The organism is Paenalkalicoccus suaedae, assembly GCF_006965545.2.
Taxonomy (GTDB): Bacteria; Bacillota; Bacilli; order Bacillales; family Salisediminibacteriaceae; genus Paenalkalicoccus; species Paenalkalicoccus suaedae.
This window is the reverse complement of the sequence record NZ_CP041372.2, coordinates 3,589,674-3,603,186: the sequence shown is the minus strand read 5'-3', so window position 1 is coordinate 3,603,186 and position 13,513 is coordinate 3,589,674. Positions and strand designations below refer to the sequence as shown.

Genomic DNA, 13,513 nt, shown 5'->3' with positions numbered 1-13,513 from the left:
GAATGATGAAAATAACTCCAAATACCCTGCTCCATATCTTAGACCTCTTTCTATCTTCACCAAAAGTGAATGTCTGAGCAATAGTGGTTACTCCTACAACAAGATAGACTAAGTATTGAGGCAAGTTAGAGAACAAAATAAAGGCAATTGTTATAAGTCCGAGTCCAGTAATAACATAAAAAGGCATGCAATCACTCCAAATAATTTTTGAATTATACTGTTGAAAAGCATAACATATTTCCATATTTGGATGTAATTGATGTGAAAGAGAGGATCGTGAACAATGTTAAAAATACCATACAAAATTAGAGGAAGAACGATATTTTCAGGTGTAATGTGGATGGTGGTGGCTGTAATACAACTATTATTATTTAGCTCAGGGTTATCCAGTGCTTATCCGTATTTCCCAGCGTTGAATTTATTTGTATTTATCTCTGGGCTATTCCTATCTTTAGCTCATTTTTTCATATACAAATTTGACTACTTGCGCCTTAATTCCGAGATTATCTCGACTGATCGAGGCTTTCCATCTCCGAGAAAAGAAATAGAGATCTCCACCATTAAAGAAGCAGACTTTTTAGAGGACAAAATTGTTTTACAAACACAAAAAAACAAAGAAATAGTTCTCAAAGCGGAGCATATAAGCGAAAGGGACTTTCAAAAAGTCACTACTGAGTTAAAAAAGTTGCTAAACAAACAAGAAACGCACTGCAAAGCAAGCACTACAGCAACTAGATCTTAGTTTTTCATTTATTTATAAAGCTTTATTAAGTAAGAATGTACCGTGCAGCGGATAAATGAACCGTACTACGGATAAATGAACAGTACGAAGAAGAAATGAACCACAGGATTGTAATACATGAAAAGGAAATTAATGCTAAGTGTCGAATTTAAGATAAAAGTTAGGTTATCGATATTTTTCTACCTTTCGTCTAGCTTTCAGATTAAAAATGGGGGACTCTTATGAGACACGTTTATTATTACCTTATTGGCTCATTATTCATTTTGTCAGGAACGATTTTGCTCGGGTTCATGCATCTAGCTATTGCTGTATATTTACCTGACTTATCAAGCTGGTCAAATCCACCTGGACAAGTTATAACAGTTATTGGTGTGATAGGAGGCTGGTTCCCATACACATTGAGTATTATACAGCTTGTCATAGGAATCATTTTGATATCGGTGCCGTTAATCAAAGAAGGAAAGAAAAAACAATTCATTGTGAGTGAATGAAATTTAAAACACTTATTATAAACAAATCCTCACAAAAGAAAAACTAGGCAACGTCCTGTCGCCTAGTGCTCTATTTCCTACACAAAAAAGAAGGTGTAAGGTCATCTCTCTCTATAAACCGTTCCGGAGGTGACCCGGAGCGGCGGGAGCGTACTACCAGTGGGTCAACCGTGAAGCGAAAATCCTTTCCGTCGGCCATTGGTTTGGCCGACGGAAATAGTTGAGCAAGCACCACAGGTAGTTGCGATCGCCGCGCAGGGGCACCGTAGGTGCCGCCCTTGACCTTAAGTTCTTGACCTTAATCTTTACAACCCAACCTTCTCATTACGCTTTACCATACGCTCCAAATTATACTGAAACATCTCCTCATGCTCTTCCGTCCACGGAAACTCCTGAAGCATACCCCGCTCTCGAAGCGCCACCTCAATGCGCTCCGTCAACTCCTTATTCGATACCGCTGGCTTCCCGTGCTCAGCAAGCGACGCCATCGTCTCCGGCACAATCTGCGGATACGTAAACGACGTTGGCGCACCTTGAACGGCACGCTCGTAAAACGTACGAATTAGCTCGGCGCGAGCCGCACCACTTTCCTTCATCGCTAAATAAATTTGCACCGCCACTCCGCCGCGAATGCGGCGTTGTGAGATGCCGGCGAACTTTTTACCGTCAACGCTTAAATCATATCTGCCCGGACAGTACGACGTCTCAACCTCTCCATCTACAATACTAGAGCCAAACTCCGGCAATAGTTCCTGCGTGAACTCGACCATGGCTTCGTAGCTACGGTCAATGGTGAGGCCGCGTTCTTCTTTAAATAGTAACGACAGGTTGTAGACATCCTCGTCCAGAACGACGGCAAGGCCGCCGGAGTTACGGACGATGACGCGGTAGCCTTGCTCCTGCAAATAGGAGATGCCGTCTTGTATGTGCGGGAGGCGGCTGTCCTGGATGCCTAACACCACGGTTTTATCGTGTACCCAGGTGCGCGCGATGCCGGTGTCTTCCTGCGTAGCAATGTGTCTACAAAGGGTATCATCAGTGGCAAACGACTCCATCGGGTTCATCGTTAATCCTGTTACGGATTGGTCGATCAGTAACCATTGTTTCTGCCCAAGAGGGCTTAGGGATTGTGTCATGCTGTGTGCTCCTTCTCATTATCATCTCATCAGATTATAGCAGAGGATGTGGGCTTAAAGGAACTCATTGAAGCGGTGGGCAAATAGGGGTAGAATGGACAAAGCTACGTTAGAGTCTAGGGAGGATATGCGTTTATGAAGAGGCCGGATGGGCAATTGCAGGAGGAGAAGGTGTTTAAGGACCCGGTGCATCGCTATATTCATGTGCGTGATGAGCTGATTTGGGAGCTTGTTGGGACGCGTGAGTTCCAGCGGCTGCGTCGGATTCGTCAGCTTGGGACGACGTATTTGACGTTCCACGGGGCGGAGCATACGCGTTTTAATCATTCGCTTGGGGTCTATGAGATTATGCGTCGTATGGTCGAAAATTTGGAGAAAAAGGGCGAGTGGGATAAGGATGAGCGTCTTGTTTGCCTTGCGGCGGCGTTGTTACATGATGTGGGGCACGGTCCGTTTTCGCATTCATTTGAGAAGGTTTTCCATATGGATCACGAGGAGTGGACGCGTCGCATTATTTTAGGGGATACGGAGATTAACAGCGTACTGTCTCGCATGGGCGCGGATTTCCCAATGCGTGTGGCGGACGTAATTGCGAAGACGTACGATAATAAGCTGATCGTGAGCTTGATTTCGAGTCAGATTGACGCCGATCGGATGGATTATTTGTTACGCGATGCGTTTTACACGGGCGTGAGTTACGGAAACTTTGATATGGAGCGCATCTTGCGGGTTATGCGTCCGAGTGAGGATCAGGCGGTCTTCAAGCAGAGTGGGATGCACGCGGTTGAGGACTATATCATGAGCCGTTACCAGATGTACTGGCAGGTCTACTTCCACCCTGTGAGCCGCAGCGCCGAGGTGATTTTAACGAAGATTTTGCACCGCGCCAAGCATTTGCTTGCGAATGGCTATGAATTCAAGCTCAACCCGCGTCATTTCCACACGATGTTCCGTGGCGAGACGACCTTAGAGGATTACATACGTCTAGATGAGTCAGTGATTTCCTACTATTTTCAGGAGTGGGAGGATGAAGAGGATGTCATCCTGCGCGATTTGTGCCAGCGCTTTATGCGTCGCCATTTGTTCCAGTACGTCGAGTGCGATCCAAGCGAGCAAATGCTTATTTGGCCCGAGCTCCAAGACTTATTTAAGAAAATTGGGGTAGACCCTCATTACTATTTAGTGGTCGATTCCTCGTCGGACTTACCGTACGATTTTTACCGTCCGGGTGAGAAGGACGAGCGTGTGCCAATTCATTTATTGATGCCGAACGGTTCGTTGCGCGAGCTGTCACGCGAGTCAGATGTTGTCGAGGCGATCTCTGGTAAGAAGCGAACGGATCATAAACTCTATTACCCGGAGGATTTGTTGCTAGATCAATCTGAGTTTGCCGAAGAAAAGCAGCGAATTCTTGCGCTGTTAAAGAAAGAGGAGGAATAATTGTGTTAGATCAGCATGCAAAGCTACTGTCCCTATTGAAGCAAACCGGCGAAATCGTGGGGCGCAAGAAGCTCCAAAAGATGGTGTACATCGCAAAGAAATTGGACTTGCCGTTTTACGAAAAGTATCAGTTTCATATGTTCGGTCCTTACTCCGAGGAGCTGACGCTTCGCGTCGAAGAGATGTGCAACGTGCAGTTTATTGAGGAAGTGAAGGAGAAGAAGGCTGGCTACCAGCAGTACCGCTACCAGCTTTCTGAAAAGGGTGAGGCATTTTTGCAAATGGCGCCTGACGCGCTTCCTGCGAAGGAAGCGATGCTTCAGGATATGAACGAGCAGTCGTCGAAGTTTTTGGAGCTTGTGTCGACGGTGCTGTACTTCGAGGAGCTTTCGAAGGAGGAAGTGAAGGCGAAGGTGTATAAGCTGAAGGCGAAGCAGAATTATTCGGATGAGGATATTGATGAGGCTTATCGGTATATTGAGAGGTTGCGTTCTTAATAGGCAGATTGTTTTTCTATGTTGGAGGTCAAGTGATTACGTGCGGGACCTCCGGTCCTCCTGCGCTTACTGACGGACGCGTTCGGCAGGGCTACCTCAACTATTTTGCCCGGCCAGCGGCCGTGCAAAAGGATTTTCGGAAACGCTAAGACCTCCTGCCTGAGTCGCCGTCAGACGCTCCGGAGGACCTGCGGGTGACGGTTGTGGTATACAGCGTCATCCTCTTTTTTGTGGGGAGGATCACTAGGCGAGAGATCATTGCCTAGCTTTTAGAGAGATTAATAGTTTAGGTTGCGTATGCAGACGATTGTCTGCGTACGCTTTTTGGTATGTACGTACGCAATCTGGATTCTGCGTACGGTTTGTTATCATCATGTACGCCGTGTATTCTTTAATTGAATAAGTTTCACTCATTGCTACATAAGGGAAATAAAATGAGAGGGTTAACTGAGGATGAGGTTATGTAAGTTTCTTAAAATAAAGAGTGTATAGAAAGGAGCGTTTACATATGGTTAAAGCAGAGAAACTCGCCTCCTAAAACAAGGTACATTAATTTTAGGAGGCGAAAGAAATGACATTTATCCGTATAAACAAAAAGGAATGGGATAGAAAAGAGTACTTTGATCACTATTTGAATCAGCAAACGACATTTAGTATGACGAGTAACATTGACATCACAAAATTGTTAGTGGAGTTAAAAAAGCGTCACTTAAAGATATATCCAGCTTTCATCTACCTAGTGTCTAAGGTGGCGAATAGCCATAAAGAATTTCGAATGGCGATGGATTCAAATGGAGAGGTTGGTTATTGGGGAGAAGTTTATCCCTCTTATACTATATTTGATCAAGAGGCGCATACCTTTTCAAGTATTTGGACGAAAGGCTTACATGATTTTGCTCTCTTCCATTCAAGCTATGAGAAGGACGTCGATCTATATAAAAATACCGGGAAGCTATTTCCTAAAACTCCGGTCCCAGAGAATACGATCCCTATCTCCATGATCCCGTGGAGTTCATTCACTGGGTTCCATTTATCTGTTAACAACGGAGGCAATTATTTGTCGCCTATTATTACATCGGGGAAATTCTCGCAACTAAATGGGCGTACAATACTCCCTGTTTCTGTCCAAGTGCATCATGCTGTTTGTGATGGCTATCACGCTAGTTTATTTATCAACGAGTTGCAATTGTTAGCTGACTCATGTGAAAACTGGATCTGATGTACGCGTAGAAGTTATGCGATAATTGTAGATGAATGATCATGTTAGAGGGGACTATCAAAAAAGCTTATTACAGAGCTTTTTTGATAGTTTTTTCACAATAAATAACTACCTTTTAGGAGGTCCAACCATGAAGGTGATTACGGTTTATCAATACGATGCGTTTAGTAGGGAGCCGGGTAAGGGGAATCCTGCGGGTGTGGTGCTTGATGGCGCTGATTTGTCTGATGCGGAGATGCAGGAGGTTGCTTATCGGGCTGGCTTTAATGAGACGGCTTTTGTGCTCGAGTCGGACGTTGCGGATCTCCAATTTCGTTACTTTACGCCTGGCCACGAGATGAATTTATGCGGGCACGGCACGATGGCGGCGGTCTATGCTTGCCAGTCTCATAATTTTTTAGGAGGAAAATCGGAGCTTACGATTGAGACGAAAGCAGGCATTTTACCAATACATATAGATGGTTCAGCGATCACGATGAAGCAGGCGCAGCCGGAATTTATGGAGTTTGCTGGTTCACGAGAAGCGTTGGCAAACGCCATCGGACTTGAGGAAGCCGAGCTTCATGGGGATTTGCCGATCCTGTACGGAAGCACGGGCACGTGGACCTTACTCGTTCCGATCAAAGAGCTCGATTCGTTCGACAAAATGGTGCCAGCTACTCAAGATTTCCCTCAAATACTCAAGGAATTACCGACAGCATCGGTGCACCCGTTTTGCTTAGCGACGCACGACCCAGCTGCCGAGATGCACGCCCGCCACTTCTCGTCCGCGGCATCAGGCACGATCGAAGACGCCGTCACCGGCACAGCCTCCGCCGTCATGGGAGCCTACTATGCCTCTTTTTTAGAAAATAAAGACGAACAGCACCTGCACCTTGTCGTCGAGCAAGGACAGGAAATGGGCAAAGACGGACGAGTCGACGTCCACGTCTCACGAAGCGGCGACACAGTCGACATTCACATAACGGGGAACGCGGTGTATGTGGAGGAGAGAAAGGTAGAGCTACTGTAAGAGAAGGAATGAACCGTATAGAAGATTTATGAACCGTATGAGGAAAGAATGAACCGTACAGAAGAATTATGAACGGTATGCGAAAAGAATGAACCGTATGGAAGAATTATGAACGGTATGCAAAAAGTATGAACCGTATAGAAAGTTTATGAACCATATTGCCATTAAACTAGTGCTTCAAACATGAAAGAAGCAATCAAAGACTTCATGGTAAAACGTGCCGAAGGTGTACCGAAGCGGAGGGAGCGGACTCCTAGAGGAATCTTTCGCGTAGGTGAAAATCCTTTCAGACGGCCACTGGACGGCTGAAATAGTTGAACTAGCGCCTCAGGAAAGACGCTCCCAGAGCGCAGGGGAACCGGAGGTTCCGCCCTTGACCTTGACCTTGAACTTAGAATCTTGACCTTGAACTTATTAAAACAACCTGCTACGATAAAACCAACAACTTGAAAGAGGGTGAACTGTAGGTCTATGAAGTACTAATCCTATTTTTATGAGCAGATAACGATACGTGTAAAAAACCTTCGTAAAAGAAGGCTTCTTTTGCGTGCGCGTTGTCGATGTTCAGAATAGGATTAGAGTAGGACCTGACAGTTTGCTCAAGCGGCAAGTCTCCTATTCTGAACGTATGTCCGGAAATAGGGGACTTTTTTGTATGAAAGTCTCCATGAACGAACGAAATGGAGATGGTATTTATGACATTGATAAATCTACACGATATTACCTGTGAACAAGGAGATCGCACGCTCTTTACCTTAAAGCAAGCATCCATCAACAAAAAGGACCGCATCGGACTTGTCGGTCGCAACGGATCTGGCAAAACAACGTTACTAAACATGCTGGCAGGAACCGTCGAGCCGACGAAAGGGACTGTTACGGCAACTACGACAGTGGCGCTACTGCCACAACTTAAGCCTCGGCGTGGTCAAAAGAGTGGCGGTGAAGTGTCGCAGGAGGTCATCTACGAGCTGCTGGCTGACGAGGCTGGTGTGTTACTCGCTGATGAACCGACGACGCATTTGGATACGCCACATATTGAGAGACTGGAAAAGCAGCTACGTGATCGCCCAGAGGCGCTTATTGTGGTTTCTCACGATAGAGCCTTTTTAGACGCTATTTGCACGCAGATCTGGGAGATTCGCGCCGGAGAGGTGCATATGTTTACGGGTAATTACTCGGACTTTGAGCGGCTGAAGGCGGAGGAGGAGCGGCATCACGAGCGTGAATACGAGAAGTATGAGCGGAAGAAGCGTCAGCTGGAGCTAGCGGTTACGGAGAAGGAGAAGCGGGCGCAGCGGGCGACGAAGAAGCCGAAAAATGTGTCTGCGTCGGAGGCGAGTATTACTGGAGCGAAGCCGTATTTTGCGAAGAAGCAAAAGAAGCTGAATCAGGGTGCGAAGGCGATGCAGACGCGGCTCGAGCAACTGGAGAAGGTGGAGAAGCCGGAGGATTTGCCGGAGCTTAAAATGCAGGTGGCGAATGAGGAGAAGCTTGGTCGCCGGCTGATTATTCGTGGCGAGAAGGTGGCTGGGCGCATTGGTGCTCGGGAGCTTTGGCGCGAGTTTGATCTGAATGTGCGTGCTGGTGAAAAGGTGGCAATTATTGGGGCGAACGGGAGTGGGAAGACGACGCTTCTTAACATGATCATGCGTAAGGCAGAACCGATTTACGTGTCGCCGGCGGTGTCGTTTGGCTATTTTGATCAGCTTTTGGAGGGGCTGTCGTTGAATGAGACGATCCTCAAAAACGTTGAGCTCACGTCGATCCAAGACGAGACGACGGTGCGCACGGTACTGGCGCGGCTTGGTTTTATGCGCGATGACGTGTTTAAGAAAGTCGGCGTGCTGAGCGGTGGTGAGCGCGTTAAGGTGTCGCTTGCAAAGCTATTTGTGAGTAGCGCCAACGTCCTTGTTTTAGACGAGCCGACGAGCTATCTTGACATCGATGCCGTCCAGGCGCTTGAATCCCTGCTCGCGAGCTATCCCGGCACGATTCTGTATGTGTCCCATGACCGTCGCTTTTTAGAAAATACAGCGACACGGATTCTCTCCTTTGAGGACGGGGTGATTCAGTCTGTGGAAGGTGGATATACAGCGCTTGAGCAAGAAGAAGCTGGAGCTGAGCCAACGTCTATAGACGAGGAGCGGATGAAGGTAGAAATGGAAATCACGCGCGTGCTGAGCGAGCTCAGTGTTGCTCCGTCAGAGGATCTTGAGCAAACATTTCAGGAGCTGTTGCGACAGAAACGAGAGCTGGCGGAGTAGAGCGTGTTTATGTGGAGGTATGTTCTTTATTTCAAAGTTATGGACTTCTTTGATTGAATACGCGCATCGTGTAGCTTTCTGCGCGAAATGCCACTGTATGGTAAAGATGACTGATGTTATCGCGCTAGTTGGGGTTTGATTAACGTGCTTTTTCTATAAAAGTGAAGGAAATAACGTGTTTAATTGGAATTATGTTCTTTATTTCAAAGTTATGTTCCTTGTTGTGGTTTTATGTGCCGCATTTGGATTTTATGTTCCTGGTTGAGGAGTTATGTTCCTCATTGTGGTTTTATGTGCCGCATTTGGATTTTATGTTCCTAATTGAGGAGTTATGGACTTGGTGGAAGGGTTGTAACGAGTTATGTTCCCCGTTCCTGATTTATGTGCCTTATTAGCTTTTTATGTTCCTTATGTGGAAGTTATGGACTTCCTTTCTGGAACAGAGTTATGAACTCATACCCACGTTAGGACCGCACAAAAAATCCCCCCTGCACCTTCATGCAGGAGGGGATTTTTACTTACACCTTATCGCTTGGGCGTTCGCCTGCAACACCGTAGTGTGCTGGGTTCATTTCTTCGATGATAACTGTCACCTTATCCTTTGGTGCCTGCGTTGTCTCAGAGACAGCGTCTGTTACACGAGCGACGAGGTCGCGCTTTTGGTCGTCGGTGCGACCTTCTAGCATTTGTACAGTTACTATTGGCATGTATAACTCCTCCTTTTTATGTACACTTCCCTTTCATCATAGCAGAAAAACTAGGAACGGATGTATGGAATGACCTAACGAAAAAAACTGTGATACACTAAACGTATTATGACCCGTATAAGGAGGCTATTTGTACCATGAATGAAGCAGATCGTTTAAAAAATGAGAAGATTAAAAAGATGAGTAAGAGCTTCAATATTTTAAGCAACGATTCCACTGATGGCCACGGAGGCTATGGAGTAGGAACGATCAATTTAAATAACGTCAGCCCACTTTTCATCGACATTGAAGAAGAGGAAGCGTTCGTTGACATGGGTGCTCTTCACGCTCGCAGTGTGGTAGAAAAGGGAATTAAGTTTCTGAAAACGAAGGAAGAGGTACCGAACGGCAAGCCGTACTGGCTCGTTTGGGTAACGACAGATTACATTAACGGCAAGCCAGCCTATGCAGGCGTGGCGGCGTGTGAAATGACGGTTGACCGCTCGATTCGTCGCGGCTATAAGAGCCTGCCGGAGCACGTGAACAACATGGACAAATCGATGAAGCACCGCATCGTAGTCGATCAAATGGACGACAAATCGAAGCGGATTTTGCGCGATTATTTGACGGGTCACAACAAAGAGCTTTGGGACAATGCCGTTGATCAACTGAAGCAGGATTTAGACCTTAGTTAATTTGTGAACAAAATGTGACATTCAAAGCATTCCCATTGATAGAAACGCTTACCTTCGGTACACTAAAGTCCACACATGCAATATACTAAGACAGGAAAACAGACGAAGGAGGCCTATGCCCTTTCGTCTGTTTTTCTTTGTGTTGAATGAAGTGCAAACTAGCTTAGTGAAGCTCTTTGAGCTAATTGCTTTAGTGCCAACAATCTTAGAGCGGCTCTTCGAGCTTCTAATTGCTAAAATGCCAACTAGTTTAGTGAAGGTAACTTTTGTTAGGTGGTAAGAGCAGTCAGCTCTGCAGGCATTCTACGACATCCGTAGGGTCTGTGTCTGAGCCTCCTCAGAAGGCAGGAGTCAACTGTCGTCTCTTCCTAAGCGCCCCCAGCCTATTCCTACGGATTGTCTCCGAATGTCTTCCGAGTCTGCCTGCTTTAGAGCTTCTTTTAAAAAAGGTTAAAACTAGATTAGCCGTCATCCATTTATTTTAAGTTCGTTTATAGAAATCAAAACTATTTCAAAGAACTAGGTGCTCATTCGTGGCCTAGTTTCTTTGTGCTTAATTTTAAAAAAACAGGGTAGGTGTATAAGAAAGCCTATATTTTCAAAAATATAGAAGAGAGGATGATTTGGTGAGTCAATCGAATAGAGAACCCTTTTACTCTACTTTTAAGAGATCTCCGTGGATGCCCACCTTTATGGCAGTTATAGCTGTTATTTTTATCACCTTATTTGATTTAGCTGGAGGAGGCTCTGTCATTCCTTCATTTCTTGGGGGATTGACAGGGATTGCAGTCGTTCTTTTAATCAATGCACTCTACATTAGTAAAAAGAAACAGCGAATAGATTGAAAATACTAGTTATAAACCATTATACGAATTAAAAAGTCACCTTAGAGGAAGAATGCTTTCATACCATCTTCAATCAATACTTACAGCTATCGGCTTTATGCAAATACGAGAATTAATTTAAAGCGAATCCGAAAGGAGTAACCTGTAGCTTATAATTTCTTAACTATAGAAGTAAGGCGTATTTAGTGAGAAGTAAGCTATAAACAAATTCTCCACAAAAAGAAAAGCGAGGCAACGACTTGTCGCCTCGTAGTCTAATAAAAAGGGAGAGAGTTAACGACAGAATTTTGTTCCGCAGGGGAACCGAAGGTTACGGGCACTTGACTGACCTTTAATCCTCATCCTGCGTCCACTCCGTCAACCTTCCAAGCCAACTTCTCTCCCTACCACCCTCATGCTGGTGCGGCAACGACTCACCTGCTTCTTCCACCGCACCACTCGCATCAGCAAGATGCGACGTGCAGAGGTCTGTCGGCTCCGTGCCGTTATAAAACAACGTCGTACGGGACACCGGACAACTATCCGACGCAAGCAAGCCGTTTGCCGGATTGATGTCTACCTCATGCACATTCTCCGGCACGTGAAACGCAAGCTTCAGCTCGGCATCTAACGACCGCTTCATAAACTCCGCCCACAGCTTCTTCGCATACTGAGAGTCACCGCGTTCTAAAGACGACCCATCGTCATAGCCCGTCCACACCGTCGTCAACAGCTGTGGCGTGAAACCGATCATCCAGCTGTCCGCAAGCGTCGAACCACTTTTACCTGCAACAGGACGATCCAACGCCTCCGAAATGCTGGCGCCCGTTACCGAGGCGTACGACGCGTTTAAGGACGGCTCGAACATACCTTGCATCATATTTGTCATCATCGCCGTATATGCGGGGTTTAAGACTTCCTCCTTGCGCGGCGATACTTCTAGGATGGTCGTACCGTCTGCGGCATCTACTTGCGTGACGAGCTGCGGAGCAACGCGACTGCCGCCGTTGGCAAACGGCGCGTAGGCGTTACCCATCTCTAAAACGCCAACTTCGGCTGTGCCGAGCGCCAATGAGGGTGTGGCTCGGAGCTCACTTGTGATGCCGAACTCTCGCGCGGTTTCACCCAGACGATCAAAGCCCAGGAGAAAGTGGGTCTTCATCGCATAAATATTGTCGGAGAGGGCGAGCGCCTGGAGCATGGTGATGTAGTCGTTGGCGTACTGATGATTAAAATTGCTCGGCTTGTACTCCTCGCGCCCCTCATCGTAGACGAAGGTGGTCTCCTCACTCTTCAGCATCGAATTTGGATGGAGGCCGTGCTCGAGTGCGGCGTAGTAAAGGAAGGGCTTCATTGTCGAGCCAGAGTGCCTGCGCGCCTGCACCGCACGGTTAAAGGCCGACTCGTCGTAGTCCTTCCCGCCGATCATCGCAACGACCGCACCCGTCCGCGGATCCTGAGCCGTGAGCGCAACCTCGACGTTCGCCTCGGTCAACTGCTCCTGCACAAGCGCCTCCGCGTGCTCCTGCATCTCTACGTCAAGCGTCGTGTAGATCTTCAGGCCACCGCGATTAATCACCTCTTCGTCGATCCCAGCGCGCATCAGCTCGGCGCGCACCGCGTCCTTAAAGTGTGGAGCGAAGGTCTTAGCGCGATCTTTTTGGGTAAACGAGAGTGACTCATTTACATACGTGCGCTCCTCCTCAGGAGAGGTGAAGCCTGCGGCAGTCAAGGAGGCAAGCACGATCCGCTGACGCTCGCGCGCCGCTTCTTCGTCTATGAATGGAGAGTACACGCTCGGTCCTTTCGGGATCCCAGCAAGCATTGCTGCCTCTGCATAGGTGAGCTCTTGTGCGGGCTTCGAGAAGTACGCGTCGGCCGCTGCCTGAATTCCGTAGACGCCGTGTCCATAATAGATGGTGTTTAAATATCCCTCGAGTATTTCTTCTTTTGAATAGTGGAGCTCAAGACGTAGTGCATAAAAAGCTTCATGGAGCTTGCGCTCCCATGTTTTATCGTGATAAAGGTATAAATTTCGGGCGTACTGTTGTGTAATGGTGCTGGCTCCTTCTGATTTTCGCCCAGTCTGAAGGTTGGTAATGATGGCTCTCGTGATCCGCACGGGATCGAGGCCAGGGTGCGAATAAAAGCGGCGATCCTCGACGGCGAGGGTGGCCTCTTGTATGGCGGTTCCCATTTCATCGATCGGGATCCAGTAGCGCTGTTCGCTGTGCTCAAATTCGCCGATCGGGCTTGCATCCTGTGCATACAGAGTGGTCGTTTGCGCGACTTGAAGCGGCGGTGCTTCCATCTGGTACGCATAGAAGACGACGCCTCCTGCGAGCAATGCGCAGGTGAGAATAAAAAAGATAGGAATAGTCCAAAGGCGTAGGCGTCGTTTATGTTTATTGCGTCTTGGGTTCATAGAGATTCCCTCCTTAGGGATAGTATGGGTAAGGAGGGAAAGAGTTATTCACAAAGCCCGTTGGTTAATGAAGTGCCAACTA

At 47.2% G+C, this 13,513-nt stretch carries 12 protein-coding genes; 9 read left to right on the top strand and 3 right to left on the bottom strand.

All coding sequences use genetic code 11. The features are described 5' to 3' along the window. Positions 1–283 precede the first annotated feature (283 nt). Both FLK61_RS18330 and FLK61_RS18325 read left to right on the top strand, forming a co-directional pair. The gene (locus tag FLK61_RS18330; protein WP_176010791.1) at positions 284–742 is read left to right on the top strand and encodes a hypothetical protein; all 459 of its coding nucleotides are present in this window, start codon (positions 284–286) and stop codon (positions 740–742) included. Positions 743–963: 221 nt separating this feature from the next. Next, positions 964–1,233, top strand: a complete 270-nt coding sequence (locus tag FLK61_RS18325; RefSeq protein ID WP_176010790.1) for a hypothetical protein — start codon at positions 964–966, stop codon at positions 1,231–1,233. A 305-nt stretch (positions 1,234–1,538) separates the two neighbouring features. On the opposite strand, the gene FLK61_RS18320 is transcribed toward FLK61_RS18325, so the two are convergent. Continuing rightward, a complete protein-coding gene (locus tag FLK61_RS18320; protein WP_176010789.1) occupies positions 1,539–2,369 on the bottom strand; it encodes a lipoate--protein ligase family protein in 831 nt (276 codons plus the stop codon). Positions 2,370–2,504: 135 nt separating this feature from the next. Here FLK61_RS18320 and FLK61_RS18315 point away from each other — a divergent pair, with 135 nt between their 5' ends. The 5 genes from FLK61_RS18315 to abc-f all read left to right on the top strand — a co-directional run bounded on the left by FLK61_RS18315 (position 2,505) and on the right by abc-f (position 8,801). Next, complete coding sequence (locus FLK61_RS18315; protein ID WP_176010788.1) at positions 2,505–3,809, top strand: HD domain-containing protein; 1,305 nt, start codon at positions 2,505–2,507, stop codon at positions 3,807–3,809. 2 nt (positions 3,810–3,811) lie between these two features. Beyond that, entirely contained in the window at positions 3,812–4,306 is a 495-nt protein-coding gene (locus FLK61_RS18310; protein ID WP_176010787.1) for a YwgA family protein, read from the top strand. 571 nt (positions 4,307–4,877) lie between these two features. Beyond that, positions 4,878–5,525: a type A chloramphenicol O-acetyltransferase gene (gene catA / locus FLK61_RS18305; RefSeq protein WP_176010786.1), complete on the top strand. Its 648-nt coding sequence runs from the start codon at positions 4,878–4,880 to the stop codon at positions 5,523–5,525. 130 nt (positions 5,526–5,655) lie between these two features. After that, a complete protein-coding gene (locus FLK61_RS18300; RefSeq protein WP_176010785.1) occupies positions 5,656–6,537 on the top strand; it encodes a PhzF family phenazine biosynthesis protein in 882 nt (293 codons plus the stop codon). Between the two features lie 695 nt (positions 6,538–7,232). After that, positions 7,233–8,801, top strand: a complete 1,569-nt coding sequence (abc-f, locus tag FLK61_RS18295; RefSeq protein ID WP_176010784.1) for a ribosomal protection-like ABC-F family protein — start codon at positions 7,233–7,235, stop codon at positions 8,799–8,801. Between the two features lie 518 nt (positions 8,802–9,319). Here the strand turns inward: abc-f and thmT are convergent. After that, the gene (thmT, locus tag FLK61_RS18290) at positions 9,320–9,508 is read right to left on the bottom strand and encodes a 2-hydroxymuconate tautomerase (protein ID WP_176010783.1); all 189 of its coding nucleotides are present in this window, start codon (positions 9,506–9,508) and stop codon (positions 9,320–9,322) included. Between the two features lie 137 nt (positions 9,509–9,645). On the opposite strand from thmT, the gene FLK61_RS18285 reads away from it, so the two are divergent. Together FLK61_RS18285 and FLK61_RS18280 are read left to right on the top strand one after the other, a co-directional pair. Continuing rightward, positions 9,646–10,182 carry a YwhD family protein gene (locus tag FLK61_RS18285; RefSeq protein ID WP_176010782.1) on the top strand — a complete coding sequence of 179 codons (537 nt, stop codon included), beginning with the start codon at positions 9,646–9,648 and terminating at the stop codon, positions 10,180–10,182. 692 nt (positions 10,183–10,874) lie between these two features. Continuing rightward, positions 10,875–11,027 (top strand): hypothetical protein, encoded by a 153-nt coding sequence (locus FLK61_RS18280; RefSeq protein ID WP_176010781.1) that lies wholly within the window; start codon positions 10,875–10,877, stop codon positions 11,025–11,027. A gap of 331 nt (positions 11,028–11,358) precedes the next feature. Here FLK61_RS18280 and FLK61_RS18275 read toward each other — a convergent pair whose 3' ends face one another. After that, a complete protein-coding gene (locus FLK61_RS18275) occupies positions 11,359–13,431 on the bottom strand; it encodes a transglycosylase domain-containing protein (RefSeq protein WP_176010780.1) in 2,073 nt (690 codons plus the stop codon). Positions 13,432–13,513 lie beyond the last annotated feature (82 nt).

Coding starts and splice junctions, on each gene's coding strand:
- FLK61_RS18330 (WP_176010791.1), top strand. CDS start 284: ATGTTAAAAATACCATACAAAATTAGAGGAAGAACGATATTTTCAGGT.
- FLK61_RS18325 (WP_176010790.1), top strand. CDS start 964: ATGAGACACGTTTATTATTACCTTATTGGCTCATTATTCATTTTGTCA.
- FLK61_RS18320 (WP_176010789.1), bottom strand. CDS start 2,369: ATGACACAATCCCTAAGCCCTCTTGGGCAGAAACAATGGTTACTGATC.
- FLK61_RS18315 (WP_176010788.1), top strand. CDS start 2,505: ATGAAGAGGCCGGATGGGCAATTGCAGGAGGAGAAGGTGTTTAAGGAC.
- catA (WP_176010786.1), top strand. CDS start 4,878: ATGACATTTATCCGTATAAACAAAAAGGAATGGGATAGAAAAGAGTAC.
- FLK61_RS18300 (WP_176010785.1), top strand. CDS start 5,656: ATGAAGGTGATTACGGTTTATCAATACGATGCGTTTAGTAGGGAGCCG.
- abc-f (WP_176010784.1), top strand. CDS start 7,233: ATGACATTGATAAATCTACACGATATTACCTGTGAACAAGGAGATCGC.
- thmT (WP_176010783.1), bottom strand. CDS start 9,508: ATGCCAATAGTAACTGTACAAATGCTAGAAGGTCGCACCGACGACCAA.
- FLK61_RS18285 (WP_176010782.1), top strand. CDS start 9,646: ATGAATGAAGCAGATCGTTTAAAAAATGAGAAGATTAAAAAGATGAGT.
- FLK61_RS18280 (WP_176010781.1), top strand. CDS start 10,875: ATGGCAGTTATAGCTGTTATTTTTATCACCTTATTTGATTTAGCTGGA.
- FLK61_RS18275 (WP_176010780.1), bottom strand. CDS start 13,431: ATGAACCCAAGACGCAATAAACATAAACGACGCCTACGCCTTTGGACT.